This window comes from Streptomyces sp. NPDC058371, from assembly GCF_042723265.1.
GTDB lineage: Bacteria > Actinomycetota > Actinomycetes > Streptomycetales > Streptomycetaceae > Streptomyces.
On sequence record NZ_JBHXJC010000004.1, the window covers coordinates 205,815 to 230,211 of the forward strand.

Below are 24,397 nucleotides of genomic sequence, written 5' to 3' on the forward strand. Positions count from 1 at the left end.
CGGCGTCGGGTTGCGGCAGAGTCTCACTCCTGTCAGGCCCCGCATACGACACACTTGTACCCCCAGCGGTACGGCACCACAGGAACCCCAGAACTCCATAGAGCCGTCGTATGCCGCCCGAGCACCACGCGGCGCTCCCCTCGCGGGAGTTGCCCATCGGGCCCGTGCCTCCCGTGACCCCGCAGTTGGGAGGCCAGTGCCAAGGGGCACGATTGCGTCCGCGAGGGTCACCTACAGCGGGCGATGCTGGAAGGAAACCGTGTGAGCCGGATTTCGGTCCGGGGATTCGCAGTGGCTTCGGCCACCGCGGTCACCGCTGTCGGCGCCGTTACCGGTGTTGCCTCGGGCAGCACCGCGCAGTCCCCGAGCGACGCCGAGGCGACGGCCAGCGACGTGACGCTCCTCGCGGACATACCCGCGGGCCAGCAGGCCCAGGTGCAGACCGCGTCCCTGACCCAGCAGGCCGACGCCCAGGCGATCGCCGCGGACGCGAGCGCCAAGAAGGACGCGGAGGAGTCGGCCCGCAAGCAGGCCGCCGAGAACGCGATCGCCAAGCAGAAGGCTGCGGAGAAGGCCGAGAAGGACGCCAAGGCGCGCAAGGAGGCGGAGGCCAAGGCCAGCCGCTCCAGCACGCGTGACGCCTCCACCTTCTCCGTCCAGAGCTCGTACTCCACCGCGCAGATTCAGGCGATGGCGCGCCAGATGGTGCCGAGCGCGCAGTTCCAGTGCTTCAGCAACATCGTGGACCACGAGTCCAGCTGGAACTACCGGGCGGTCAACGCGTCCTCCGGTGCCTACGGTCTCTTCCAGGCCCTGCCCGGCTCCAAGATGTCGTCCGTCGGTTCCGACTGGCAGACGAACCCCGCCACCCAGATCAAGTGGGGCCTCAACTACATGGACAGCCGGTACGGCAGCCCGTGTGAGGCCTGGTCGTTCTGGCAGGCCAACAACTGGTACTGAGCCGACGGCCGCCCGGCGGCAGCTCAACCTCGCGAAGCCCTTCACCGTCCTTTGGTGAGGGGCTTCGTTCATGAGGTACACGCGACCGGGCAATGGATGCCCCGGGCATGTACGGTCTGACGGGACGACTTCCAGGGGGGAGTGGTGGGGAGCGACGGGGAAAAGGGACGGATGATGTCACGAGTGCCACAGTGGCTCGGCCGGGTCGGCGCCGGACTGACCGAACTGGGCGACCGGTTGGACAAACGCCGCGCCGAGGTCGAAAGGGAGACACGCGAGGACTCGGACGGCACCGGGGCGTCCGAGGACCGGGCGCGCGCAGACGCGGGCGGGACCCCTGCTGCCGACCCGTCGGCGGACGCCCCCGGGGACACCGGGACGCCCACGCCCGACCACGTCCCCGCACCTCCCCTCTACGCCCCCGCCGTGGCCGCCCGCCCCGACCCCTCCGCGGCCGTGCCGTGGGGAGTACGTGTCGCGGCCGAGGCCGGCTGGCGGCTGCTCGTACTCGCGGGCACCGTCTGGGTGTTGATGCGGGTCATCAGCGCCGTACAGCTGGTGGTGCTCGCCTTTGTGGCCGCTCTGCTCATCACCGCGCTGCTGCAGCCCACGGTGGCCCGGCTGATGAAGATCGGTCTGCCGCGCGGTATCGCCACCGCGCTCACCGCGATCCTCGGCTTTGTGATCATGGGCCTGGTCGGCTGGTTCGTGGTCTGGCAGGTCATGGAGAACATCGACAATCTCTCCAGCCAGGTCCAGGACGGCATCGACGAGTTGCGCAAGTGGCTCCTCAACAGCCCGTTCCATGTCACCGACAAGCAGATCAACGAGATCGCCAAGAACCTGCGTGAGGCGGTCGGCGCCAACACCGACCAGATCACCTCGGCCGGGCTCGAGGGCGTCACGGTCATCGTCGAGGCGCTGACCGGGATTCTGCTGACGATGTTCTCGACGCTGTTCCTGCTCTACGACGGCAAGCGGATCTGGGAGTGGACGCTGAAGCTCGTCCCCTCCGCGGCGCGGCCGGGTGTCGCCGGCGCCGGCCCGCGGGCCTGGCGCACACTGACCGCGTACGTCCGCGGCACGGTGATCGTCGCCCTGATCGACGCCATCTTCATCGGCCTCGGCATCTACTTCCTGGACGTCCCCATGGCCGTCCCGCTCGCCGTCTTCATCTTCCTGTTCGCCTTCATCCCGCTCGTCGGCGCCGTGGTGTCCGGCGCCCTCGCGGTGGTCGTCGCGCTCGTCACGCAGGGCGTGTTCACTGCCGTGATGGTGCTGGCCGTCGTCCTTGCCGTGCAGCAGATCGAGGGGCACATTCTGCAGCCGTTCATCCTGGGGCGGGCGGTGCGGGTGCATCCGCTGGCCGTCGTGCTGTCCGTCGCTGCGGGTGGGATGGTCGCCGGGATCGGCGGAGCGGTGGTCGCCGTGCCGTTGGTCGCCGTCACCAACACCGTGGTCGGGTACCTCCGCTCGTACGCCCGCGAGGCCGCGCTCCGGCAGTCGCCGCCGCCCCACGGCGCCACCGCGACGGATGTGGCCCCGGTCCAGCCGTCGCCACCCCCGACGGCGTGAGCCGGCGAAGATTCAGCCTCTCCGGCGTTTGAGGAGCGGGGTCTGGGGCGGAAGCCCCAGGTACGGGAAGGGTAGGGGCGGCGGGGGCGAGAACAGCTGAGGCCCCGCCCACCAAGCAGGTGGACGGGGCCTCGCGGCCGAGGGAGGACCTACTCGGCGAAGACGGCCTCGGCGTCGAGCGTCGTACCGACCGCCTGGATCACCGCAGCGATCTTGAACGCTTCCTGAATCGTCTCGCGGTCGACCCCGGCCTTGCGGAGCACCTGCTCGTGGGAGTCGAGGCACTGACCGCACCCGTTGATGGCGGACACCGCGAGCGACCACAGCTCGAAGTCGACCTTCTCGACACCGGGGTTGCCGATGACGTTCATCCGCAGACCGGCGCGCAGCGTCCCGTACTCCGGGTCGGAGAGAAGGTGCCGGGTGCGGTAGAAGACGTTGTTCATCGCCATGACGGCGGCGGCCGACTTGGCGGCCGTGTACGCCTCGGGCGACAGCTGGGCCTTGGCCTCCGGCGCCAGCTCCCGCAGCACGCGAGGGGAACGGGACGCGATCGCGCAGGCGAGCACCGTGCCCCACAGCTGCTGGGCCGGCAGCTCGGAGTTGCCGATCACCGAACCCAGGTTCAGGCGCAGGTCCTTGGCGTAGTCCGGTACGGCGGACTTCAGTTCATCGAGGGCCATGGAGGGTCACTCACCCGCCAGGAGCGCCACCGGGTCGAGGGTCGTCTCGCCCTTGGTCCAGTTGCACGGGCAGAGCTCGTCCGTCTGCAGGGCGTCCAGGACCCGCAGGACCTCCTTGGGGTTACGGCCGACGGAGCCGGCGGTCACCATGGAGAACTGGATCTCGTTGTTCTGGTCGACGATGAACACGGCGCGCTTGGCGAAGCCGTCCTCGCCCTCGATGCCGAGGTCCTGCATGAGCTCGCGCTTCGAGTCGGCCATCATCGGGAAGGGCAGGTCACGCAGGTCGTCGTGGTCCTTGCGCCAGGCGTGGTGCACGAACTCGGAGTCGCCGGAGAAGCCGAGCACCTGGGCGTCACGGTCGGCGAACTCGTCGTTCAGCTTGCCGAAGGCGGCGATCTCGGTCGGGCACACGAAGGTGAAGTCCTTGGGCCACGCGAAAATGACCTTCCACTGACCCTCGTAGGTCTTGTGGTTGATCTGCTGGAACTCCTCGCCCTTCTCCAGCGAGACGCAGGCGGTCAGGTCGAACTCGGGGAACTTGTCACCGACAGTGAGCACGCGCTCTCCTTGCAGCGAGGAAACGTCCCTTTTGGGGAGGTCTCCCATGGGTTGGACGAAGTCGATGTTGGCACAGGCTGCATTGATTGCGGAAATAGCTACACTCGGTCGTGTTGATCGGACACGGCTATCAGTGACTATGAGTAAGAGGTACGGCCATGGCGAGCCCCATGGGCAAGGCGAACTCCCACCCCATGGGCAAGGCGGGCCCCAGGGTGAACGGGCGCCGGCAGCCCAGCCTCGCCCAGCTGCGCGCGTTCGCCGCCGTGGCCGAGCATCTGCACTTCCGGGACGCCGCGGCCGCGATCGGCATGAGCCAACCCGCTTTGTCGGGTGCGGTGTCCGCGCTGGAGGAGGCGCTCGGCGTCACCCTGCTGGAGCGGACGACCCGCAAGGTGCTGCTCTCGCCCGCCGGCGAGCGTCTCGCCGTACGGGCGAAGGCGGTACTCGCCGAGGTCGGGGCGCTGTTGGAGGAGGCGGCGGCGGTCCGGGCGCCGTTCACCGGGGTGTTGCGGCTCGGGGTGATTCCCACGGTGGCGCCGTATCTGCTGCCGACGGTCCTCAAGCTGGTCCACGACCGCTACCCCGACCTGGACCTCCAGGTCCATGAGGAGCAGACGGCGAGTCTGCTGGAGGGGCTCGCGGTCGGGCGGCTCGATCTGCTGCTGCTCGCCGTGCCGCTCGGTGTGCCCGGCGTCGCCGAACTCCCGCTGTTCGACGAGGACTTCGTGCTGGTGACCCCGCTGGACCACTGGCTCGGCGGGCGGGAGGGCATCCCGCGCGACGCACTGCGTGAGCTCAATCTGCTGCTGCTCGACGAAGGGCACTGTCTGCGGGACCAGGCGCTGGACATCTGCCGGGAGGCTGGTCGCGCGGACGCCCCCGTCACCACCACCGCCGCCGGGCTCTCCACCCTCGTCCAGCTCGTCGCGGGCGGTCTCGGCGTGACCCTGCTGCCGCGTACCGCCGTCAAGGTCGAGACGACCCGCAGCAACCAGCTCCTCACGGGCTACTTCGCGGACCCGGCGCCGACGCGGCGGATCGCACTGGCCATGCGGACGGGCGCCGCGCGAGGTGCCGAATACGAGGAACTGGCCGCAGCGCTCCGGGAAGCGCTGCGGCCCCTGCCGGTGCGGGTGCTCTGACCCGCACCGCCTTCCTCGACCCCTCGGCCCGTCGGTGCTACTCCGTGCGCAGCCCGTCCGGCCGCATCAGCCGCAGCAGCGGCGGCAGACTCAGCAGTGTGACCAGGAGGACGACTCCCGCGCCGATGCCGGCCATCGTCAGGACGCTCGCCCAGTCCACGGTCACTGAGGTGGCCGTCATCTTCAGCAGGACCGTGCCCAGCGCCAGGCCCACAGCGGAGGCCAGCAGCAGACCGAGCGCGATCGGGATCGCCGTCTGCCACAGCACCGAGAGGCTCAGGGTACGGCGTCGGGTGCCGAAGGCGACCAGGGCCGACAGCAGCTTCTTGCGCTCGCGCAACTGCTCCAACTGGGAGACCAGCAGGCTCGCGCCGATCAGCACGAGGACACAGGCCGCGCCGACGAACAGGCCGGTGCGGATGGAGTCGAAGCGCCGGGACTGCTCGCTCGCCATCCAGGTCATCGGATCCGCCATCGGGTCGAGCTTCGCCGCGGTGTTGCGTACGTGGTCACGGACGTCCGGCACCGACTGGTCGAGGCTGAGGAAGATCTGACCGGTGACGGTCGGCGCCGCCTTCGCGGGCAGCGCACCCGGGGTGATCAGGATGCCGCCGCGCTTGTAGCCCGTCGGGTCCTCGCGCGACTCGGCCTTCCTGACGTCCTGCGGAACCGTCCAGACGACTTCCCGGCCCTTGAAGGAGCCGTCGTAGGACGGGTCGAACCAGAGTGTCCGCCCGGCCCTGCTCAGCGCCGCGGTGTTCCCGTCGTACTCGGAGTGCCGTACGGCGAAGACGTCGCCGTCGTGGCAGGTGGGCAGCGTTGCCACCTCGCGCAGCGAGGCGCAGTCGCCGACGGTCACGTCCGTCGAGAGGTCGGGGTCCTTGCGCTTCTCGCCCAGCGAGCCCCACGACAGGGACGTCGCGTGCCGTACGCCCTTGGTCTGCGTGAACTGCCGGGCCGCGTCGCCGAGAGGGACGTCGCTCGGCACGGTGACCTGCATCTGCGCCCGCGAGAGGTCCTTCCCCGAGTCCTTGGTGTAGTCGCCCTCGACACCGGCGAACAGCATCTGCAGGGCGATCGCGCCGGCCACCGCCACCGCGATGCCGTTGACCATCCGTGCTGCCGTACCGCTGCTCAACTGGAGCCTGCGGACGGCCAGTTGCCAGGCGACTCCGCCGGAGTTCAGCCGGGCCACGACCGACTCGACCACCCAGGGCAGCAGTGCCGTGACGCCGACCAGCAGCAGGATGACACCGCCGCTCACCAGGTACTGGTTGAAGTCACCGTTGTCCCGCCCCTGACCGATCATCGGGAAGAGCATCGCCAGCCCGCCCACCGGCAGCAGCAGCCGCCACCACAGCCGGCGCCGCGGGGGCTTGGCCGTGCGCACGACGCCGAGCGGCTCGATGACCACGCCGCGCAGCGCGAACAGCGTCACCGCGACGGCGGCGGCCGGGACGGCGACCGCGATCAGTGCGGCCAGCGCGGGCGTGGGATTGAGGTCGCTCGGGAACACACTGACCTCGAACAGCGTGATCAGGCCCGCGAGTTGACGACCGATCAGGAAGAATCCGGCGCCGAGGACCAGTCCGACCAGTGCGCCCGCGAGGGCCTCACCGGCCGCGATCCGGCGGGTCATCCGCCCGTCCGCGCCGACCAGCCGCAGCGCCGCGAGCCTGCGGTCGCGCCGCTCGCCGCCGAACCGTACGGCCGCGGCGATGAAGACACCGACCGGCATCAGCAGCACCACGAAGACGATCAGGACGAGCAGGAGCAGGACCGGGTCCATCGCCTCGGACTGGTTCTTGGACCCGAACGAGTCGATCCGCTCGATCCGGCCGGTCGTCCTGCTGGTCGCGCTCAGGTCCTTGCTGCCGGCGTAGTAGGCCAGCTCGTGCGGGCCGATCAGTCCCGCGTCGCCGACCGTCCCGGTGATCCGGTACGGCAGTCGCTCACGCAGCAGCTTGCCCTCGTCGGACTTCAGCAGCCGGGCGAGGTCGGGTGACACGGCCATCTCGCCGACCGCGGGGAACTTCGTCACGCCGGGCGGCAGCGGCGCCCGCGCGCCCTCGGGCTGGAGCAGCCGCCCGCGCACGTCCAGGGCGCGGAAGGTGGTGTCCGCGCTGCCGATGAGCAGGGTGCGGTCCGACTTCTTCTTGACCGCCGGGCTGAACGTCATGTCATTGCGGGCGCTCTCACGGTCGTGCCGGGACGCCAGCGCACTCGGTATGGCGGTGGTGAGCAGCAGCAGCGCCACCCCGAGCCCGACCCCGACGGCCGTGAGCAGGACACGGACCCAGCTCTCCCGGCCGCCGGTGACCGCGAACTTGGCGCCCATGGCCAGGTCGCGGATCCACCTGGGTCCGGTGGGGGAGAGACGCGGCGCCTCGGGCAGGCCGCCGGTGGACGACGGGCCGGCACTCATACGATCCGCTCCATGTCACGGGACTTGCCGTCGCGTACGACGATCTCGCGGTCGGAGTACGCGGCGACCCGCGCCTCGTGCGTGACCAGCACGACGGCCGCGTTGGTCGAGCGGGCCGCCTCCGTGAGCAGTTCCATCACGCGCTCGCCGTTCAGCGAGTCCAGCGCGCCGGTCGGCTCGTCCGCGAACAGCACCCGCGGGTTGGTCACCAGCGAGCGGGCCACGGCCACGCGCTGGCCCTGACCGCCGGAGACCTCGCCGGGCCGCTTGCCCCTCAGGTCGTCGACCTCCAGGCGCTCCATCCAGGACAGGGCGGCCCGTTCGGCCTCCTTGCGGCCCGCGCCGTTCAGCCGCAGCGGCAGCGCGACGTTCTCGACGCAGGTCAGCTCCGGGACGAGCTGCCCGAACTGGAACACGAACCCGAACTCGCTGCGCCGCAGCGCACTGCGCTGGGCGTCGCTCATGCCGGCCATCTCCCGGCCGTTGTACGTGATCGAGCCCGAGTCGGGCGGCACGATGCCGGCGAGGCAGTGCAGCAGCGTGGACTTGCCGGAGCCGGAGGGACCCATCACGGCGACGACCTCGCCCGGGTGGATGGAGAACTCGGCGCCGTCCAGCGCGGTGGTCGGACCGTAGGTCTTGCGAAGCTCCGTCGCGGCGAGCAGGGAGCCAGGTGGAGGAGTCATCGGGTTACCGCCTCGGCGAGCTTGTCGAGGCGGGCCGCGGTGAGTTCGAGCCACCGCAGGTCGGCCTCCAGATGGAAGAGGGCGTGGTCGCAGATCAGCTGGTCGGCCAGATCGCCCTTGCGCTTGCGGTCGGTCAGGATGCGCATCATGCGCAGGTGTTCCGAGCGCTGGGTGTCGAGGATCTCCGCCGCGTCGCGGTGCGTCAGCAGCGCCAGTACGACCTTGGTGTAGAGGGTCGACTGGAGGTACGGCTCGGGCGGCTCGGGGGTCGCCAGCCACCGCTGGACATCGGTGATGCCCGCCTCGGTGATCGCGTACCGCTTGCGTTCCGGGCCGCCGCCGGCCTCTATGCCGTCGACCTCCACGAGGCCGTTCTTCAGCAGGCGCGACATCGTCGAGTAGACCTGGCCGTAGTGCAGCGGCCGGTCGTGACCGAACTTCTCGTCGAAGGCCCGCTTCAGGTCGTAGCCGTGGCGGGGCCCGGACTCCAGGAGCCCTAGGAGGGTGTGACCGATGGACATGCGGAGCACTCTACACACGGCGTATACACCGCATGTATACGCACCGCGCATAGAGCGCAGCGGCGCGTACTGCTCCGCAGGTCAGACCCGATTGTCACGGTTCTGTCACCGGGTACCTGGGGCTCCGCCCCAGACCGCGCTCTCAAACGCCGGAGGGGCTGATTCTCAGCCCGTCCGGCGATTGAGGATGAGCGCGTCAGCGCGACAAGGGGGTCTGGGGGCGGAGCCCCCAGGAGCGGTGCTACCCCTCCGGTCCGGACCCCGGCGGGCGCCCCCGCCGGGGAATCGGCCCGGCCTCGCCGGGAAGGCGACCCGCGTCGCCCAGCGCTCGCCGCAGCAGGAACTCGATCTGCGCGTTGGTGGACCGCAACTCGTCCCCGGCCCAGCGGGCCAGCGCGTCATGGACGAGCGGGTCCAGCCGCAGCAGCACCTGCTTCCGCTGCTGCTGCGGTCGCCGCTTGGGCACGCCCTCCGCGGGGGTCCCGTCCGAAGGAGCCGTCACTGGTAGAGCGACCCGGTGTTCAGGACCGGCTGCGCCGCGCGGTCCCCGCAGAGCACCACCATCAGATTCGACACCATCGCCGCCTTCCGCTCGGTGTCCAGCTCGACGATGTCCCGCTCGCTGATCCGGGCGATCGCCGCCTCGACCATCCCGACCGCCCCGTCCACGATCTGCCTGCGCGCCGCCACGACCGCGCCGGCCTGCTGACGCTGGAGCATGGCGGAGGCGATCTCGGGTGCGTAGGCGAGATGCGTGAAGCGCGACTCGATGATCTGCACCCCGGCGGCCTTCACGCGCGCGTGCAGCTCGACGGCGAGCTTCTCGGTGACCTCCTCGGCGTTGCCGCGCAGCGACAGACCGGCCTCGTCGTGGGCGTCGTACGGGTACTCGATGGCGATGTGCCGTACGGCCGCCTCGGTCTGGGTGGCGACGAACTTCAGGAAGTTGTCCACCTCGAAGCTGGCCTGCGCGGTGTCCTGGACCTTCCACACCACGACCGCGGCGAGCTCGATCGGGTTGCCGTAGGCATCGTTGACCTTGAGGACGGCGGTCTCGTGGTTGCGTACCCGCGTCGAGATCTTGGCCCTCGACGTCAGCGGGTTCACCCAGCGCAGCCCGTCCTGCCGGATCGTCCCGCGGTACCGCCCGAAGAGCTGGACGACCCGGGCCTCACCCGGCGCCACCGTGTTCAGGCCGCACATCGCGACGAAGGCGGCGATGCCGAGCACGATGCCGCTGACGATCAGCGCGGCCTGGCCGCCCGTCGCGTGGACGGACGTCGTCGCGGTCACGATCAGGCCGACCCCGACCGCCAGCCCGAGCAGTCCGAGCAGCAGGGCGAGCCCGCCGCCGATGCTGCGGGCGGCGAACTCCCGCACGCGCGGAGCGGGCATCTCGGGCACATCGGCGGGCTCGGAGCGTTGCGAGGTGTCGCGTGCGGTGTCGTGTGCAGTGTCGTCCGTGGACATGAAGGGTCCCCCGTTCTGTCTCGGTGCGCGCGACGTCGACTCATGACAGCCGCTAGCACCTGTCTATCTAAGTGATATCACTTTAGCGCATACGGCAACCTTCCGCGCCCCTCGGTCGTCGGTTCCGTTGGGGCCGGTGCGCGGCGCGTGCTGATTCTCACGTCCGGAAAAGCCCGGATCGGCGGCCCTTTGTCATATCGCGCGGTGTTAGTTTGCTGAGCTGACCTGAGCGACGAACCTATGAGACGCACGAGGACGGATCGGATCCATGGGACGAGCGGAAGAGAGACGAGCGCGGCAGCGCGGTGGCCGTCGCGCGGCGCCCAAGCGCTCGTCGGGAGCCAAGCCGCGCCGCACTGGCATACGCCGGTTCGTCAATCTGAAGACGATCCTCGGCACGTTCCTGGGCGCCTGCCTCCTCGGTATGGGCGCCTTCGTCGTGCTGTACCTGGTGGTCGACGTCCCCAAGGGCAACGCCGCCGCGCAGCTGCAGAGCAACATCTACCAGTACAGCGACGGCAAGACCCTGGCCCGTACGGGCAAGGTCAACCGTGAGGTCGTGGACCTGGCCAAGGTGCCCAAGGACGTACAGCAGACCTTCGTCGCTGCCGAGAACAAGTCCTTCTACAACGACTCCGGCGTCGACCTCAAGGGCACGGCCCGCGGCCTGATCAACACCCTGTCCGGCAAGGGCAAGCAGGGTGGCTCGACGATCACCCAGCAGTACGTCAAGAACTACTACCTGACCCAGGACCAGACCGTCACGCGCAAGCTGAAGGAACTGGTCATCTCGCTGAAGGTGGACCGCCAGCAGTCGAAGGACGACATCCTCGCGGGCTACATCAACACCAGCTACTACGGCCGCAACGCGTACGGCATCCAGGCCGCGGCGCAGGCGTACTACGGGATCGACGCGAGCGAGCTCAATGTCAGGCAGGGCGCGTATCTCGCCTCGCTGCTCCAGGCCCCGAGCCAGTACGACTGGGCGGCGGCCACGCCGACCGGCCGGAAGCTGGTGACGGCCCGCTGGAACTACACCCTTGACAACATGGTCGAGCAGAAGTGGCTGGACGCCGGCAAGCGCGAGGGCATGAAGTTCCCGACACCCAAGGACCCCAAGGGTGCGCCCGGTATGGAGGGCCAGACCGGCTATCTGGTGGAGGCCGCCGACAACGCGCTGGCCGCGCGGCTCGTCGACCAGGGTGCCGCCGACGATCTGGACACCGCCAAGGCCATGGTCACGGCGGGTGGCTGGACCATCAAGCTCAACATCGACAAGAAGAAGCAGGAGCAGCTGGAGCAGTCCGTCAAGGAGAAGCTGACCAGCAAGCTCGACCCGAAGAAGCGCCAGGTCGACGGCGATGTCCAGGCCGGTGCCGCGTCCGTGGATCCCAAGACCGGCAAGGTCCTGGCGATGTACGGCGGCACGGACTACTTCAAGCACTACTTCAACAACGCCACCCGTCGCGACTACCAGCCCGCGTCCACCTTCAAGCCGCTGATCTTCGCGGCGGCCCTGGACCAGAACGCCGAGACGCAGACCGGCAAGCCGATCACGGCGAGCACGGTCTATGACGGTACGAGCAGGCGTCCCGTCCTGGACAACGGCAACAAGGTCGGGTTCGCGCCGCCGAACGAGGACGACCAGAACTACGGCAACGTGAACGTCCAGACCGCGATGAACAAGTCCATCAACTCCGTCTTCGCGCAGATGGGCGTCGACGTCGGCATGGACGAGGTGCTGAAGGTCGCCGGCGACCTCGGCATGCAGACCAAGGGGCTGCAGGCGGTGCCCGCGCAGACGCTGGGCACCATGGGCGCGAGCCCGCTGGAGATGGCCGGCGTCTACGCGACCCTCGACAACCACGGCAAGAAGGTCACCCCGGCCGTAGTGAACTCGGCCGAGCACAAGGACACCCAGGTCGAGTTCCCCAACCCGGTCGGCGACCGGGTCATCAGCCCGCAGGCGGCCGACACGGTCACCTCGGTGCTCACGGGCGTGGTCGACGACGGCACCGCCCGCGTCTCGGTGGCGCAGGCCCCCAACCGCAAGGGGCAGCAGGTCGCGGGCAAGACGGGTACGTCCGACAACAACAAGTCGGCCTGGTTCACCGGCTACACGCCGAACCTGGTCACCTCGGTCGGACTGTTCGGTGAGGTCCCCAAGGACCGCAAGGACTCCGCCGGCAAGGTGGTCAAGCAGGGCAAGCAGGTGTCCCTGAAGGGCGCGGCCGGGGGCGGCCGGGTCAACGGCGGTGGCTTCCCGGCCCAGATCTGGGCGGCGTTCACCTTCGACGCCATGGGCAAGGTCAGCAAGTTCGACCTGGACACCACCCAGGGCGCGGCGGTTACGCCGACGGACACGCCGACGATCACGCAGTCGCCGAGCGACACGCCGTCGTCGAGCCCGTCGACCAAGGACCCCACCTCCAAGCCGCCGACCAGCAGCAGCCCGCCGCCGACGAACTCGCCGTCGACCAAGCCGCCCACGTCGAGCCCGCCGGCCACCCCGACGACGAGTCCGTCCGACCGGCTCCCGCAGAACCCGCTGAACCCCAACAGTCAGTAAGCGCACACGAGGAGGGCGCCCGGTACTCCACCGGGCGCCCTCCTCGCCGCGTACTCAGCCTCCGTTGACGTTGCTGGCGATCCGGTCGCCGACTTCCTTGTCGATGTTGCGCCAGTACTGCACCGCGCGCTCCAGGACCGGGCGGGAGACATCGGCCTTCAGATGGCCGCTGACGTTCGACACGAGACGGTCGCGGGCCGCGTCGTCGAGCACCTGACGGACCATCGTGCCCGCCTGGCCCCAGTCGTCGTCCTCGCGGTGCGGCTTGGTCGCCTCACGGACCAGCTCACCGGCGGTCTCCCAGCTCGCCGGGTCGCCGAACTGCCCGTAGTCGGCCGCGGGGCCGCCGTAGGAGTTGGGCGCGTAGGGCCGCGCCGCGTTCGACGGCACGAACCGCATCGGGCCGTCCTTGGCGTACGAGTTCACCGGGGAGTGCGGCCGGTTGGGCGGCAGCTGGGCGTAGTTCGGGCCGATCCGGTACCGGTGGGTGTCCGGGTACGAGAACAGCCGGCCCAGCAGCATCTTGTCCGGCGAGGGACCGATGCCCGGCACCAGGTTGGACGGCTCGAAGGCGGCCTGCTCGATGTGGATGAAGTGGTCCTCGGGGTTCTTGTTGAGGGTCATCCGGCCGACGTCGATCAGTGGGTAGTCCCCGTGCGGCCAGACCTTCGTCAGGTCGAACGGGTTGAAGCGGTAGTCCGCCGCATCCTCGAAGGGCATGATCTGGACCTTGAGGCTCCAGCTCGGCGCGTTGCCCGAATCGATCGACTCGAAGAGGTCCCGGCGGTGCTTGTCGGCGTCCGACCCGGCGAGCTCGTCGGCCTCCGCCTGGGTGAGGAACTCGATGCCCTGGTCGGTCTTGAAGTGGTACTTCACCCAGAACCGCTCACCGGCGCCGTTGATCCACATGTAGGTGTGGGAGCTGTAGCCGTTCATGTGGCGGTACGTCTTCGGGACTCCGCGGTCGCCCATCAGCCAGGTCACCTGGTGTGCCGACTCGGGCGAGAGCGTCCAGAAGTCCCACTGCATGTCGTTGCTGCGCAGCCCGGTGACGGGGTGGCGCTTCTGCGAGCGGATGAAGTCCTGGAACTTGATCGTGTCACGGACGAAGAAGACCGGGGTGTTGTTGCCCACCAGGTCGTAATTGCCGTGCTCGGTATAGAACTTGAGCGCGAAGCCGCGGGGGTCGCGCCAGGTGTCCGGGGAGCCCATCTCGCCCGCGACGGTCGAGAAGCGGGCCAGCATCTCGGTGCGCTTGCCGGGCTGGAAGAGATCGGCCTTGGTGAACTGGCTGACGTCGTTGGTGACTTCGAAGAATCCGTATGCGCCACTGCCCTTGGCGTGCACCACGCGCTCGGGGACCCGCTCCCGGTTGAACTGGGCCATCTTCTCGATGAGGTAGTGGTCCTGGAGCAGGATCGGGCCGTCGGGCCCGACGGTCAGCGAGTGTTCGTCGCTTTCCACCGGAATGCCGACGTTGTTCGTGGTGTACGGAGCCTTCTGGGATTCCTGCGTCACGAGCGTCCTCCCGTCTGAGAAGGGGGTAGGTAGGTCGCTTCGCTCACTTCCGCAGTCAACTCCGCCGACGGGATGTCGGCAACATTTGGACGGGGTCCAAGTTCGGTGCGGTTCTGAGCGAGGGGCCCGGGCCGTGGGGCCCGTGGCGGGCCCCGGTAGCCGGGTGCCCCCTCAGCTCCGGTTCAGCTCGAACCAGACGACCTTTCCGGTGCTCAGCCGGGTCGCTCCCCACCGCCTGGCCAGTTTGTTCACCAGGTACAGCCCGCGTCCGCCCTCGTCCGTGGCGCGCGCCTGCCGCAGCCGCGGCAGCTGCGGCACGTCGTCGCCCACCTCGCAGCGCAGGACGTCCGTGCGCAGCAGACGCAGGGTGACCGGCCGCGACGCATAGCGCACGGCGTTGGTCACGACCTCGCTGACGAGCAGCTCCATCGAGTCGCTCATGTCCTCCAGGCCCCAGCGGGACAGCGCCCGCCGGGCGAGCCGCCGGGCCCGGCCGGGAGCCGAGTCCTCCGGCTCCAGCAGCCAGTACGCCACGTCGCTCGGGGCGATCCCGTCGAAGCGGGCGGCGAGCAGCGCGATGTCGTCGTCCCGGTCGCCGGGGCCCAGCATGTCGAGCACCTCGTCGCAGAGCGCCTCGAGGGGCGGCGGATGGTCAGGCCCGGTCAGCTGCGCGGTCGCGGCGAGGCGCTCCCGCAGCTGCTCTATCCCGGTCCACACGTCCCGCAGCCGGGACTCCACCAGCCCGTCCGTGTACAGCAGCAGCGTGGCGCCCGCTGGCGCGTCCAGCTCGACCGCCTCGAAATCCACCCCGCCCACGCCGATGGGGGCGCCCGGTGGCACCCGCAGCACCTCCGCCCGGCCGCCCAGGTGCAGCAGCACCGGCGGCGGATGGCCCGCGTTGGCGATGGTGATCCGGTGCGCGACCGGGTCGTAGACGGCGTACAGGCAGGTCGCCATGCGGTCGGTGCCCAGGCGCTGGGCCTGCTCGTCGAGGTGGTGCAGCACCTCCTGCGGCGGCAGATCGAGGCCCGCGAGGGTCTGCGCGGTGGTGCGCAGCTGGCCCATGATGGCCGCCGACGTCATGGAGTGACCCATGACGTCGCCCACCACCAGGGCCACCCGGCTGCCCGGCAGCGGGATCGCGTCGTACCAGTCGCCGCCCACCCGGGCCGTCTCGGCGGCCGGCAGATAGCGGGACGCCAGCCGCACGCCCGTGGGCCGCGGCAGCGTCTCGGGCAGCATCGTGCGCTGGAGCTCGTCGGCGATGTATGCCTCGCGGCCGTACAGCACCGCCTTGTCGATGCCGAGCGCGCTGTGCGTGGCCAGCTGGGCCGCGACCAGGAGATCGTCGGCCTCGAAGGCCATCCGGTCGGGCCGGCGCAGGAAGAGCGCCGCGCCGATCACCCGGCGGCGGCCGCGCAGCGGGGCCAGGATCGCCCGCTGGCCACCCGGCACGATCGGTGCGTCGCCGAGCAGCTCGGGCAGCGCGGCCCGGGCGGCGGGCGCGTCCGCGAAGACGGGCCGTACACCGCGCAGCACCTCGGCCAGGGCGCCACCGGGGCGCACCTCGCACAGCTCGGCGGTCACCGACGACAGGTCGGTGGTCTCGGGCTGGAGCGCGGCGATGAAGCCACCCTCGGAGTCCCGTTCCTCGGGGATCCGGTCGGTGCGCCGCAGCCGCAGCACCACGGGCCCGGTGGGCCGCTCGTCGCCGACCGGCAGGGGATCACGCAGATAGACGAGGATCGCGTCGGAGAAGGTCGGCACGGTCGCCCGGCACAGACCCATCACGATCTCGTCGAGGTCGATACCGCGGGCGATCCGACGGGTCGCCGCACCCACGAAACGCAGCCGGTCCCCGTCCCGCCGCATGGGCATCGGGCCGGCCGGCGGCAGCCCCTGGCCCCCGCCGCGCCGGTCCTTGCCGCCGGCGACACCGGGCCGGTCCTGCTCGGCCGTCGGCTGGACCGGGATGCTCTCCGGCGGGCGCGGACGGTGCGGATCGGACTCGGCGGCGGACGGCTGGGAGTGCTCCGCGCCGGCGGACGCGGGTGTGCCCGGGCCCGCGGAGGACGGGGTGGCCGCTCCGGAGGGAGGCGTGCCGGTGCCCTGGCCGCCGGACGAGCTCCTGGGGCACGGCGAGGCCGTACTCGGGCCCGCGGGTGCGTCGCCCGTGCGGGCCTGGGCGGATAAGGGTGCGTTCCCCGGGGTCTGCAGGGGTTCCGGGGCACGCAGGAGCGCCCCGCGGGGGTCCGCGGGGGCAGGTGGCCGGCCGGCGCTGGGCCGCTGGCGCTCGTGCGAGGTCGGGTGCTCCGTCACGCGTGTCGAATCCATCCGTCCGGGGCTGCACGCCGTACGCGCAGTTCGTCCCGCAGAGATGCCGATACCCGGAATACGTGCCCCAGGAACGGAATCTCCGAGCCAACAGGAGCGGGCCGGCCCGGCGCCGCCCGCCGGGCGGTCCTTGCGTGCGGCATGGACACCGCCCACGGTGCTACCGCGGCCGCCGGTGCGGACAGTCCGCCCGGCCGTCCGCAGGCCGTACCGGTGTAGCCCTCGTACCCCTCGCTCACGTCCTGCCGCCCCTCGGTGACGTATGGTCAAGCCCAGCGCATGCTGCGGGAGTTGCTGCTGCGCGCCCTTGCGGAGGACGATCCTACGTTTGTACCACGGGGGCGCATCAAGGGTCTCATGTGGACACGTGCGCGGGCGTACGGTCCCAGTCGTCCGGCAGAGAGGGTACGCCCCAGGCCGGGTCCGGGCGCCAGTGCGGCCAGCCGTCGGAGAACGGCGGCCCCCAGGCGCCGATCACCTCCACCGCGGAGCGCCCCGATTCCCGCACCTGCTCGGCCAGTTGGGCATCCATGAGTCCGACCCGCTGGGCCTGCGCGAACTCGTCCTCGTCGAGCCAGCGCCAACTCCGGTCCGGATGCACGGCGATGTCCAGAAAGTGATCCCGGGAGTCGACACCGCCGGCCCAACGCACCAGCGGCTCCTCCAGGTTCACGTACCAGTTCTTGAACCGCCAGCCCGGCTCCCAGAACAGCCACACCGACCAGGCGTCGCCCGGCCGCGCCAACTTCAGTACCCCGGTGCCGAACCAGCGGTCGCGCCGCACCGTGCGCGGCTTGGTGTAGCGCGACTCCAGCGGCTCGGAATGCACCGGCGTGCCGTCGGCGAGCACCGGCCGCACGCACTCCGTACCGGGCGCCATCCACACCGCGAGCAGCTCGTCGTCGTCCTGTACGACGGTCACCGGGCGGCAGATGTGGAAGCGCTCGCCGGCGTTCTCCCGGTACCTCCACAGGATGCGGCTCCCGGGGGCCCAGTGCGCCGTTGATCCGCCCGCTTCCACTCGTCTCACCGCTCCGTCGTCCGTCATGAACAGATATTAGGTGCCACAGGCATACGACGCTGCGGTGCGCGTCACGGTTCGCGCCAGGAGACACATGACGTTACGGATGCGTCATCCGCAGGACATCCAGAGCCTCGTCCAGCTGCTCCCGGGTGAGGTCACCGCGTTCCACGTACCCGGATTCCAGGACGACTTGGCGGATGGTCTTCTGCTCCGCCAAGGCCTTCTTGGCGACCTTGGCGGCCTCCTCGTACCCGATGTACTTGTTCAGCGGGGTGACGACGGACGGCGACGACTCGGCGTACTCGCGGGCCCGTTCGCGGTTGGCGGTGATGCCGTCCACGGTCCGGTCGGCGAGCAGCCGCGAGACGTTGGCGAGCAGGCGCACGGACTCCAGCACGTTCTTGGCGATGACCGGGAGCATCACGTTGAGCTCGAAGTTCCCGGCCGCGCCGGCGGTGGCCACGGTCGCGTCGTTGCCCGTCACCTGAGCCGCGACCATCAGTACGGCCTCGGGGATGACCGGATTCACCTTCCCGGGCATGATCGAGGACCCCGGCTGGAGGTCGGGCAGATTGATCTCGGCCAGTCCCGTCCGCGGCCCGGAGGCCATCCACCGCAGGTCGTTGGCGATCTTCGTCAGCCCGACGGCGATGGTGCGCAGCTGCCCGCTGGTCTCGACGATCCCGTCCCGCGCGCTCTGCGCCTCGAAGTGGTCGCGGGCCTCGGTCAGCGGCAGTCCCGTCGTCCGGGCGACCTCCTCGATCACGGCGGCCGCGAATCCGGCCGGCGTGTTGATGCCGGTCCCCACGGCGGTGCCTCCGAGCGGCAGCTCGGCGAGCCGCGGCAGCGACGCGTTGAGCCGCTCGACCCCGTACCGCACCTGCGCCGCGTACCCGCCGAACTCCTGCCCCAGGGTCACCGGCGTCGCGTCCATCAGATGCGTCCGGCCCGACTTCACGACGTCGGCGAACTCCTCGGACTTGCGGCCCAGCGACGCCGACAGATGCTCCAGGGCGGGGATCAGGTCACGGGTGACGGCGGCGGTGGCCGCGATGTGGATCGAGGACGGGAAGACGTCGTTGGAGGACTGGGAGGCGTTGACGTGGTCGTTGGGGTGCACGTCCCGGCCCAGCCGCTCGGTCGCGAGCGTGGCGATGACCTCGTTCGTGTTCATGTTGGACGAGGTGCCGGAGCCGGTCTGGAAGACGTCGACCGGAAAGTGCTCGTCCCAGCGCCCGTCGGCCACCTCCGCCGCCGCGTCCTGGATGGCCTGGGCCACGTCCTTGTCGAGCACCCCCAACTCGGCGTTCACCTTGGCGGCTGCCGCTTTGATCCGGGCGAGGGCCTCGATGTGCGCGCGCTCCAGATGCTGGCCGGAGATCGGGAAGTTCTCCACGGCCCGCTGCGTCTGCGCCCGCCACTTGGCGTGCGCCGGGACGCGGATTTCTCCCATGGAGTCGTGCTCGGTGCGGTAGTCGGTCATGACCCGTACAGCGTGGGAGCGGCGGGGGATGTTCCCCACCGCACCCGATCGGGTGCCGCCCCCAGACCCTCGCATCGCGCTGACGCGCTCGTCCTCAATCGCCGGACGGGCTGAAAATCCAGCCCGCTCGTCCTCAATCGGCGGGGGCTGAGAATCAGCCCCTCCGGCGATTGAGGAGCGGGGTCCGGGGCGGAGCCCCAGGTGCGGGACGGGTAGGGGCGGAGGGGGGCGAAATCAGCCCGCCGCAGGCGAATGCGGAAGCCGTGCCGGCCCAGGCACGCACGGGACGAGAGCCACGCCGGCACAGGCCCCCGCCCAGGACGGGCGGCGCTACGCCGGCACAGGCCCCCGCCCGCGACGGGCGCGCTACGCCGGCCCCGGTCAAGGCGCCCCCGCCCGAAAAGCGTTACGCCAGCCCCGGTCCCCGCACCGGAATCGACGTGAACGTCGGCGCGGGCGCGGGGTCCTGGAAAAAGTCGTTGCCCTTGTCGTCGACGACGACGAACGCCGGGAAGTCCTCGACCTCGATCTTCCAGACCGCCTCCATGCCGAGCTCCTCGTACTCGACGACCTCGACCTTCTTGATGCAGTCCTGCGCGAGGCGCGCGGCGGGCCCGCCGATGGAGCCGAGGTAGAAACCGCCGTGCGTGCCGCAGGCGTCGGTGACCTGCTTGCTGCGGTTGCCCTTGGCCAGCATCACCTTGGAGCCGCCGGCGGCCTGGAACTGCTCGACGTAGGAGTCCATGCGCCCGGCCGTCGTCGGGCCGAAGGAACCGGACGCGTAGCCCTCGGGCGTCTTCGCCGGCCCGGCGTAGTACACCGGGTGGTCCTTGAGGTACTGCGGCATCTCCTCACCCGCGTCGAGCCGCTCCTTGATCTTGGCGTGCGCGATGTCGCGCGCCACGACGAGCGGGCCGGACAGCGAGAGACGGGTCTTCACGGGGTACTTCGTCAGCTCGGCGAGGATGTCGTCCATCGGCTGGTTGAGGTCGATGCGGACGGCATCCCCGTCGGACTCCAGATGATCGTCCGTCGTCTCCGGAAGGAAGCGCGCCGGGTCCGTCTCCAGCTGTTCCAGGAAGACGCCCTCGGTGGTGATCTTCGCGACCGCCTGCCGGTCGGCGGAGCAGGACACGGCGATGGCGACCGGGCAGGACGCCCCGTGCCGCGGCAGCCGCACCACGCGCACGTCGTGGCAGAAGTACTTGCCGCCGAACTGCGCCCCGATGCCGATCTGCTGGGTCAGCTCGAAGACCTTCTGCTCCAGCTCCTTGTCCCGGAAGCCGTGCCCGAGCTCGGAACCCTCGGCCGGGATCTCGTCCAGGTAGTGCGCGGAGGCGTACTTCGCGGTCTTCAGGGCGTACTCGGCGGACGTGCCGCCGACCACGATCGCCAGGTGGTACGGCGGGCAGGCGGCCGTACCCAGCGAGCGGATCTTCTCCTCCAGGAACTTCATCATGGAGGCCTCGTTGAGGACCGCCTTCGTCTCCTGGTAGAGGAACGACTTGTTGGCGGAGCCGCCGCCCTTGGCCATGAAGAGGAACTTGTAGGCGCCGCCGTCGGCCGCGTACAGCTCGATCTGCGCGGGCAGGTTCGAGCCGGTGTTCTTCTCCTCCCACATGGTGAGCGGAGCCATCTGCGAGTAGCGCAGGTTGAGGTTCAGGTACGCGTCGTAGATGCCGCGGCTCAGCGCGGCCTCGTCGCCGCCCTCGGTCAGTACGTTCTGTCCGCGTTTGCCCATGACGATCGCGGTGCCGGTGTCCTGGCACATGGGCAGGACGCCCGCGGCGGCGATGTTCGCGTTCTTCAGCAGGTCGAGCGCGACGAACTTGTCGTTGCCCGACGCCTCGGGGTCGTCGATGATGCGGCGCAGCTGAGCGAGGTGGGCGGGCCGCAGGTAGTGCTGGATGTCGTGGATCGCCTCTTCGGCGAGCTTGCGCAGCGCCTCCGGCTCGACCTTGAGGAACGTGCGCCCGTCGGCCTCGAAGGTGGAGACACCCTCGGAGGTCACCAGCCGGTACGGGGTGGTGTCCTCTCCCTGGGGGAGCAGATCGGTGTACGCGAACTCAGGCATCTCGCCCATTCCTCACTGAAGGTCTCTTTGGGAGGCTCGGTTCGCCTCCGGGGCGCGCCGGAGGCCGGGTCTCCATCGGCGGCGTCCACCAGCGTAGAACCTGGTGGCCGCGGCGGGCTTGTGAGGTAAGGCTCAGTTCGAGAGCCGAACGCACTTCGGGTCCGGTCGGCGGCCGGTTTTCCACAGGTGTCGAGAAGGGGTAGTCGCGATCTATCGCGTTTGGGTACGCTGCTGCCGTGGACCTTCACAAGAGCGCCGCCCCGACCGACAGCCGGCTCGTCACACCGACCGACGGCCGCCCCGTCGCGCCGGCGGAGCTGCGCTGCTCCGACGCCGACCGCGACCGCATCGCGGACATCCTGCGCGACGCCCTCGCCGAGGGCCGCCTCACCCCCGACGAGCACTCGGAGCGGGTCGAGGGGGTGCTGACCGCCAAGACGGTGGGGGAGCTCGACCTCTTCGTCCGGGACCTGCCCGCCGCCCACCAGCGCCGCGCGACCCCGGCGTACACCCCGGCGCCGAACCGCCCCACCGAGGGCGCGATCCCGGCGGAGGCCGATGAGAACGTGGTGGCGGTCTTCAGTGCCGCCGTCCGCAAGGGCCGTTGGCGAGCCGGGCGCCGTATCCACGTGTACGCGATCTTCGGCAGTGTCGAGATCGACCTCAGCGAGGCGGTCTTCGAGTACCAACAGGTCGTGATCAAGGCCGTCTCGGTGTTCGGCAACGTCGAGGTCCGCGTCCCGGAGAACGTGTCGCTGCGCGGCAGCGGCGGCGGAGTCCTCGGCAACTTCGAGGTGGACACGCTGGATTCGGCCGATCCGGACGCCCCCGTGATCTATGTGGACGGGATGGCCGTCCTCGGCAACATCGAGGCGCGGCCCAAGCGGGGCAAGCTCGTTGCCGACATTCTCGACCGGGTCAGGGACCGGGTCGCGGACCATGTGTCGGACCGGGTCGACCGCGGTCTGCGCAAACACCTGGGGCATTGACGGCTGCGAATTCACCGGCGCCCGGAGCGAATTGGTCCAGTTGTGCGAGATCGATCGCGGCCGAGAATCCCCGGGCTTCGGAACGCAGTGCATAGGCCCGCGCACAGCGGGTAGGCCTTGCTGCATCGTCTCTTGGAGGGCGCTGTGGGAAGGTCTGCGGCGCCCGGCACGCTCGCGAAGCCGTCGTCAGGAGTAGACCGTGCTGCAACCGCCGCATCAGACCCTGCAGGTAGCTGCCGTTCCGGCGCAGCGGGCGCCAGTGCGGGACAGGGATCAGGAAGCTCCGTGGCATACGGAGGCCGTCTGCCGGCGTGACGAGGCGGGCCTCTTCTTCGCGCCTTCCAAAGAGCCCACCGCCGCCCGGCTGTCCCGTGAGGAGGCGGCGAAGCGGGTCTGCGCGCGCTGCCCTGTCATGGTCGAGTGCCGTGAACACGCGCTGCTGCAACCCGAGCCGTACGGGGTGTGGGGCGGCCTCACCGCCGCCGAGCGCCGTGTCGTGCTGGCCCGGCGCCGCCGCCGTGACGTCGAACTGAAGAAGGCCTCCAGCACCAACGGGACGATAGCCGCGGCAGGCTGAGGCCTGTCAGGCATCCCGCTCGCGGGCATCGCACACACGAGAGGGGCGCCCTCCCCGCACGGGGGGCGCCCCTCTCGTGTATGCCGTTCCCGCTCGACGGTCCGCGTCACGCGGCCGTCCGGGTCACTTCGCGCGGTCGAAGTCGATCGCGCTGTACGCACGCAGCTTGCTCAGCCGGTGTTCCGAGGTGATCTGGCGGACCGTGCCGGACTTGGAGCGCATGACGATCGAGTCGGTCGTGGCCGTCTCGGCGCGGTAGCGCACCCCGCGCAGCAGCTCGCCGTCGGTGATGCCGGTGGCGACGAAGAAGACGTTCTCGCCGGAGACCAGGTCGTCGGTGTACAGGACGCGGTCGAGGTCGTGGCCCGCGTCGATCGCGCGCTGCCGCTCCTCGGCGTCCTTGGGCCACAGCTTGCCCTGGATGGTGCCGCCGAGGCACTTGACCGCACAGGCCGAGATGATGCCCTCGGGTGTGCCGCCGATGCCGAGCAGCAGGTCGATGCCGGTGCCCTCGCGCAGCGCCAGGATGGAGCCCGCGACGTCACCGTCGGAGATCAGCTTGATACGGGCGCCGGTCTCCCGGATCTCCGTGATGATCCCCTCGTGGCGCGGCCGGTCGAGGATGACGACGGTGACGTCCTCGGGCGAGGACTTCTTCGCCTTGGCGACCCGGCGGATGTTCACCGACACGGGCGCGTTGATGTCGACGAAGTCGGCGGCGTCCGGGCCGGTGACCAGCTTGTCCATGTAGAAGACCGCGGACGGGTCGAACATGGTGCCCCGGTCGGCGGCGGCGAGCACGGCGATGGCGTTGGTCATGCCCTTGGCGGTGAGCGTGGTCCCGTCGATCGGGTCGACGGCGATGTCGACCTCGGCGCCGGTCCCGTCGCCGACGTGCTCCCCGTTGAAGAGCATGGGCGCCTCGTCCTTCTCCCCCTCACCGATGACGACGACGCCGTTCATCGAGACGGTGGAGACGAGGGTCCGCATGGCGCGCACTGCGGCGCCGTCGGCGCCGATCTTGTCCCCGCGGCCGACCCAGCGGCCCGCGGCCATCGCGGCGGCTTCGGTGACCCGGACCAGTTCCAGGGCGAGGTTGCGGTCGGGGGCCTCGGAGGGGACCTCGAGTTCGGACGGCAAGTGATGCTCGGTCATCGGAGCGCACCTTTCTGATACGACGACGGCCGGATGAGGGTGTGCCCCGACTCTATCGTCAGGCAGACAAAATGAGCAGGGGGCCCCACGGATGAGCAGAGCACTGCACCTGCGACGATAGGGGGCGTGGCAGGTACGAAAGGCAAGCAGACGGTCCGGGACATGGTGTTGTCCCTGGGCTTCATCGGGGTCGTTGCGGGTTTCATCTATCTCTTCGTCCCGCACGACGACAAGGCGCCGGATCTCCCGCGCGTCGACTACACGGTCGAGCTCAGTACGGCCCGCCGTGCGGCGACCTATCCCGTGGCCGCACCCGAGGGCCTGCCCGACACCTGGAAGGCGACGTCCGTGCGCTTCCGGGGCGACAAGTTCGACGCCTGGCACCTCGGCTTCAACGCCCCGGACGGCGCGTACGTGGGGGTCGAGCAGTCCGCGCAGAAGCCGTCCGCGTTCATCGACTCCGCCAGCCAGGGCGCCAAGGAGACGAAGGCCACCCAGCGCATCGGCGATCGTACGTGGCAGCGGTACGAAGGCGGCAAGTACGACGCCCTCGTACTCAAGGACAAGGGGTCCACGACGGTGGTGGCCGGCACGGGGTCGTTCACGCAGCTGACGAAGATGGCGGAGGCGCTGGAGACCTCCTGAGGC

At 70.0% G+C, this 24,397-nt stretch carries 20 protein-coding genes; 7 read left to right on the top strand and 13 right to left on the bottom strand.

Annotated elements, in window-relative coordinates; all coding sequences use genetic code 11:
- Positions 1-243: 243 nt before the first annotated feature.
- Both ACFWM2_RS15680 and ACFWM2_RS15685 read left to right on the top strand, forming a co-directional pair.
- Positions 244-960: a lytic transglycosylase domain-containing protein gene (locus tag ACFWM2_RS15680; protein ID WP_383278869.1), complete on the top strand. Its 717-nt coding sequence runs from the start codon at positions 244-246 to the stop codon at positions 958-960.
- Between the two features lie 174 nt (positions 961-1,134).
- On the top strand, positions 1,135-2,535 hold the full coding sequence (locus ACFWM2_RS15685; protein ID WP_383278871.1) for an AI-2E family transporter: 1,401 nt from the start codon (positions 1,135-1,137) through the stop codon (positions 2,533-2,535).
- A gap of 149 nt (positions 2,536-2,684) precedes the next feature.
- Here ACFWM2_RS15685 and ACFWM2_RS15690 read toward each other — a convergent pair whose 3' ends face one another.
- Together ACFWM2_RS15690 and ACFWM2_RS15695 are read right to left on the bottom strand one after the other, a co-directional pair.
- The gene (locus tag ACFWM2_RS15690; RefSeq protein ID WP_383278874.1) at positions 2,685-3,218 is read right to left on the bottom strand and encodes an alkyl hydroperoxide reductase; all 534 of its coding nucleotides are present in this window, start codon (positions 3,216-3,218) and stop codon (positions 2,685-2,687) included.
- Between the two features lie 6 nt (positions 3,219-3,224).
- Entirely contained in the window at positions 3,225-3,779 is a 555-nt protein-coding gene (locus ACFWM2_RS15695) for a peroxiredoxin (protein WP_383278877.1), read from the bottom strand.
- A 194-nt stretch (positions 3,780-3,973) separates the two neighbouring features.
- Between ACFWM2_RS15695 and ACFWM2_RS15700 the strand changes: the two genes are divergently transcribed.
- Positions 3,974-4,924, top strand: a complete 951-nt coding sequence (locus ACFWM2_RS15700; RefSeq protein ID WP_383279771.1) for a LysR substrate-binding domain-containing protein — start codon at positions 3,974-3,976, stop codon at positions 4,922-4,924.
- 37 nt (positions 4,925-4,961) lie between these two features.
- On the opposite strand, the gene ACFWM2_RS15705 is transcribed toward ACFWM2_RS15700, so the two are convergent.
- The 5 genes from ACFWM2_RS15705 to ACFWM2_RS15725 form a co-directional block, all read right to left on the bottom strand.
- The gene (locus tag ACFWM2_RS15705) at positions 4,962-7,262 is read right to left on the bottom strand and encodes an ABC transporter permease (protein WP_383279774.1); all 2,301 of its coding nucleotides are present in this window, start codon (positions 7,260-7,262) and stop codon (positions 4,962-4,964) included.
- Between the two features lie 83 nt (positions 7,263-7,345).
- The gene (locus ACFWM2_RS15710; RefSeq protein WP_383278880.1) at positions 7,346-8,035 is read right to left on the bottom strand and encodes an ABC transporter ATP-binding protein; all 690 of its coding nucleotides are present in this window, start codon (positions 8,033-8,035) and stop codon (positions 7,346-7,348) included.
- Positions 8,032-8,556: a PadR family transcriptional regulator gene (locus tag ACFWM2_RS15715; protein WP_383278883.1), complete on the bottom strand. Its 525-nt coding sequence runs from the start codon at positions 8,554-8,556 to the stop codon at positions 8,032-8,034. The genes ACFWM2_RS15710 and ACFWM2_RS15715 overlap by 4 nt, the downstream gene beginning before the upstream one ends.
- Positions 8,557-8,797: 241 nt before the next feature.
- Positions 8,798-9,058 carry a hypothetical protein gene (locus ACFWM2_RS15720; RefSeq protein WP_383278886.1) on the bottom strand — a complete coding sequence of 87 codons (261 nt, stop codon included), beginning with the start codon at positions 9,056-9,058 and terminating at the stop codon, positions 8,798-8,800.
- Positions 9,055-10,026, bottom strand: a complete 972-nt coding sequence (locus ACFWM2_RS15725; protein ID WP_383278889.1) for an SPFH domain-containing protein — start codon at positions 10,024-10,026, stop codon at positions 9,055-9,057. Before ACFWM2_RS15725 ends, ACFWM2_RS15720 begins: the two co-directional genes overlap by 4 nt.
- A 268-nt stretch (positions 10,027-10,294) precedes the next feature.
- On the opposite strand from ACFWM2_RS15725, the gene ACFWM2_RS15730 reads away from it, so the two are divergent.
- Positions 10,295-12,595, top strand: coding sequence for a transglycosylase domain-containing protein (locus tag ACFWM2_RS15730; RefSeq protein ID WP_383278892.1), 2,301 nt, complete (start codon positions 10,295-10,297; stop codon positions 12,593-12,595).
- A gap of 54 nt (positions 12,596-12,649) precedes the next feature.
- Here the strand turns inward: ACFWM2_RS15730 and ACFWM2_RS15735 are convergent, their stop codons facing one another.
- The 5 genes from ACFWM2_RS15735 to ACFWM2_RS15755 form a co-directional block, all read right to left on the bottom strand.
- On the bottom strand, positions 12,650-14,113 hold the full coding sequence (locus ACFWM2_RS15735) for a catalase (RefSeq protein WP_383278895.1): 1,464 nt from the start codon (positions 14,111-14,113) through the stop codon (positions 12,650-12,652).
- A gap of 171 nt (positions 14,114-14,284) precedes the next feature.
- Entirely contained in the window at positions 14,285-16,447 is a 2,163-nt protein-coding gene (locus ACFWM2_RS15740) for a SpoIIE family protein phosphatase (protein ID WP_383278898.1), read from the bottom strand.
- A gap of 355 nt (positions 16,448-16,802) precedes the next feature.
- Positions 16,803-17,495 carry a DUF402 domain-containing protein gene (locus tag ACFWM2_RS15745; protein ID WP_383278901.1) on the bottom strand — a complete coding sequence of 231 codons (693 nt, stop codon included), beginning with the start codon at positions 17,493-17,495 and terminating at the stop codon, positions 16,803-16,805.
- Positions 17,496-17,568: 73 nt separating this feature from the next.
- The gene (locus tag ACFWM2_RS15750; protein WP_383278904.1) at positions 17,569-18,954 is read right to left on the bottom strand and encodes a class II fumarate hydratase; all 1,386 of its coding nucleotides are present in this window, start codon (positions 18,952-18,954) and stop codon (positions 17,569-17,571) included.
- A 406-nt stretch (positions 18,955-19,360) separates the two neighbouring features.
- On the bottom strand, positions 19,361-21,028 hold the full coding sequence (locus tag ACFWM2_RS15755; protein ID WP_383278907.1) for a fumarate hydratase: 1,668 nt from the start codon (positions 21,026-21,028) through the stop codon (positions 19,361-19,363).
- Positions 21,029-21,264: 236 nt separating this feature from the next.
- Between ACFWM2_RS15755 and ACFWM2_RS15760 the strand changes: the two genes are divergently transcribed.
- Both ACFWM2_RS15760 and ACFWM2_RS15765 read left to right on the top strand, forming a co-directional pair.
- Complete coding sequence (locus ACFWM2_RS15760) at positions 21,265-22,017, top strand: DUF1707 domain-containing protein (RefSeq protein ID WP_383278910.1); 753 nt, start codon at positions 21,265-21,267, stop codon at positions 22,015-22,017.
- 199 nt (positions 22,018-22,216) lie between these two features.
- Complete coding sequence (locus ACFWM2_RS15765) at positions 22,217-22,594, top strand: WhiB family transcriptional regulator (protein ID WP_383278913.1); 378 nt, start codon at positions 22,217-22,219, stop codon at positions 22,592-22,594.
- Between the two features lie 123 nt (positions 22,595-22,717).
- Here ACFWM2_RS15765 and glpX read toward each other — a convergent pair whose 3' ends face one another.
- Positions 22,718-23,749 (bottom strand): class II fructose-bisphosphatase, encoded by a 1,032-nt coding sequence (gene glpX, locus ACFWM2_RS15770; protein WP_383278916.1) that lies wholly within the window; start codon positions 23,747-23,749, stop codon positions 22,718-22,720.
- A gap of 126 nt (positions 23,750-23,875) precedes the next feature.
- Here glpX and ACFWM2_RS15775 point away from each other — a divergent pair, with 126 nt between their 5' ends.
- The gene (locus ACFWM2_RS15775; protein WP_383278919.1) at positions 23,876-24,394 is read left to right on the top strand and encodes a DUF4245 domain-containing protein; all 519 of its coding nucleotides are present in this window, start codon (positions 23,876-23,878) and stop codon (positions 24,392-24,394) included.
- Positions 24,395-24,397 lie beyond the last annotated feature (3 nt).

Excerpts from the sequence above, each read along its gene's own strand:
- ACFWM2_RS15685 (WP_383278871.1), top strand. The coding sequence starts at position 1,135 with ATGTCACGAGTGCCACAGTGGCTCGGCCGGGTCGGCGCCGGACTGACC.
- glpX (WP_383278916.1), bottom strand. The coding sequence starts at position 23,749 with ATGACCGAGCATCACTTGCCGTCCGAACTCGAGGTCCCCTCCGAGGCC.
- ACFWM2_RS15755 (WP_383278907.1), bottom strand. The coding sequence starts at position 21,028 with ATGCCTGAGTTCGCGTACACCGATCTGCTCCCCCAGGGAGAGGACACC.
- ACFWM2_RS15715 (WP_383278883.1), bottom strand. The coding sequence starts at position 8,556 with ATGTCCATCGGTCACACCCTCCTAGGGCTCCTGGAGTCCGGGCCCCGC.
- ACFWM2_RS15750 (WP_383278904.1), bottom strand. The coding sequence starts at position 18,954 with ATGACCGACTACCGCACCGAGCACGACTCCATGGGAGAAATCCGCGTC.
- ACFWM2_RS15725 (WP_383278889.1), bottom strand. The coding sequence starts at position 10,026 with ATGTCCACGGACGACACTGCACACGACACCGCACGCGACACCTCGCAA.
- ACFWM2_RS15680 (WP_383278869.1), top strand. The coding sequence starts at position 244 with ATGCTGGAAGGAAACCGTGTGAGCCGGATTTCGGTCCGGGGATTCGCA.
- ACFWM2_RS15705 (WP_383279774.1), bottom strand. The coding sequence starts at position 7,262 with ATGGGCGCCAAGTTCGCGGTCACCGGCGGCCGGGAGAGCTGGGTCCGT.
- ACFWM2_RS15740 (WP_383278898.1), bottom strand. The coding sequence starts at position 16,447 with ATGGATTCGACACGCGTGACGGAGCACCCGACCTCGCACGAGCGCCAG.
- ACFWM2_RS15730 (WP_383278892.1), top strand. The coding sequence starts at position 10,295 with ATGGGACGAGCGGAAGAGAGACGAGCGCGGCAGCGCGGTGGCCGTCGC.
- ACFWM2_RS15690 (WP_383278874.1), bottom strand. The coding sequence starts at position 3,218 with ATGGCCCTCGATGAACTGAAGTCCGCCGTACCGGACTACGCCAAGGAC.
- ACFWM2_RS15710 (WP_383278880.1), bottom strand. The coding sequence starts at position 8,035 with ATGACTCCTCCACCTGGCTCCCTGCTCGCCGCGACGGAGCTTCGCAAG.
- ACFWM2_RS15745 (WP_383278901.1), bottom strand. The coding sequence starts at position 17,495 with ATGACGGACGACGGAGCGGTGAGACGAGTGGAAGCGGGCGGATCAACG.
- ACFWM2_RS15700 (WP_383279771.1), top strand. The coding sequence starts at position 3,974 with ATGGGCAAGGCGGGCCCCAGGGTGAACGGGCGCCGGCAGCCCAGCCTC.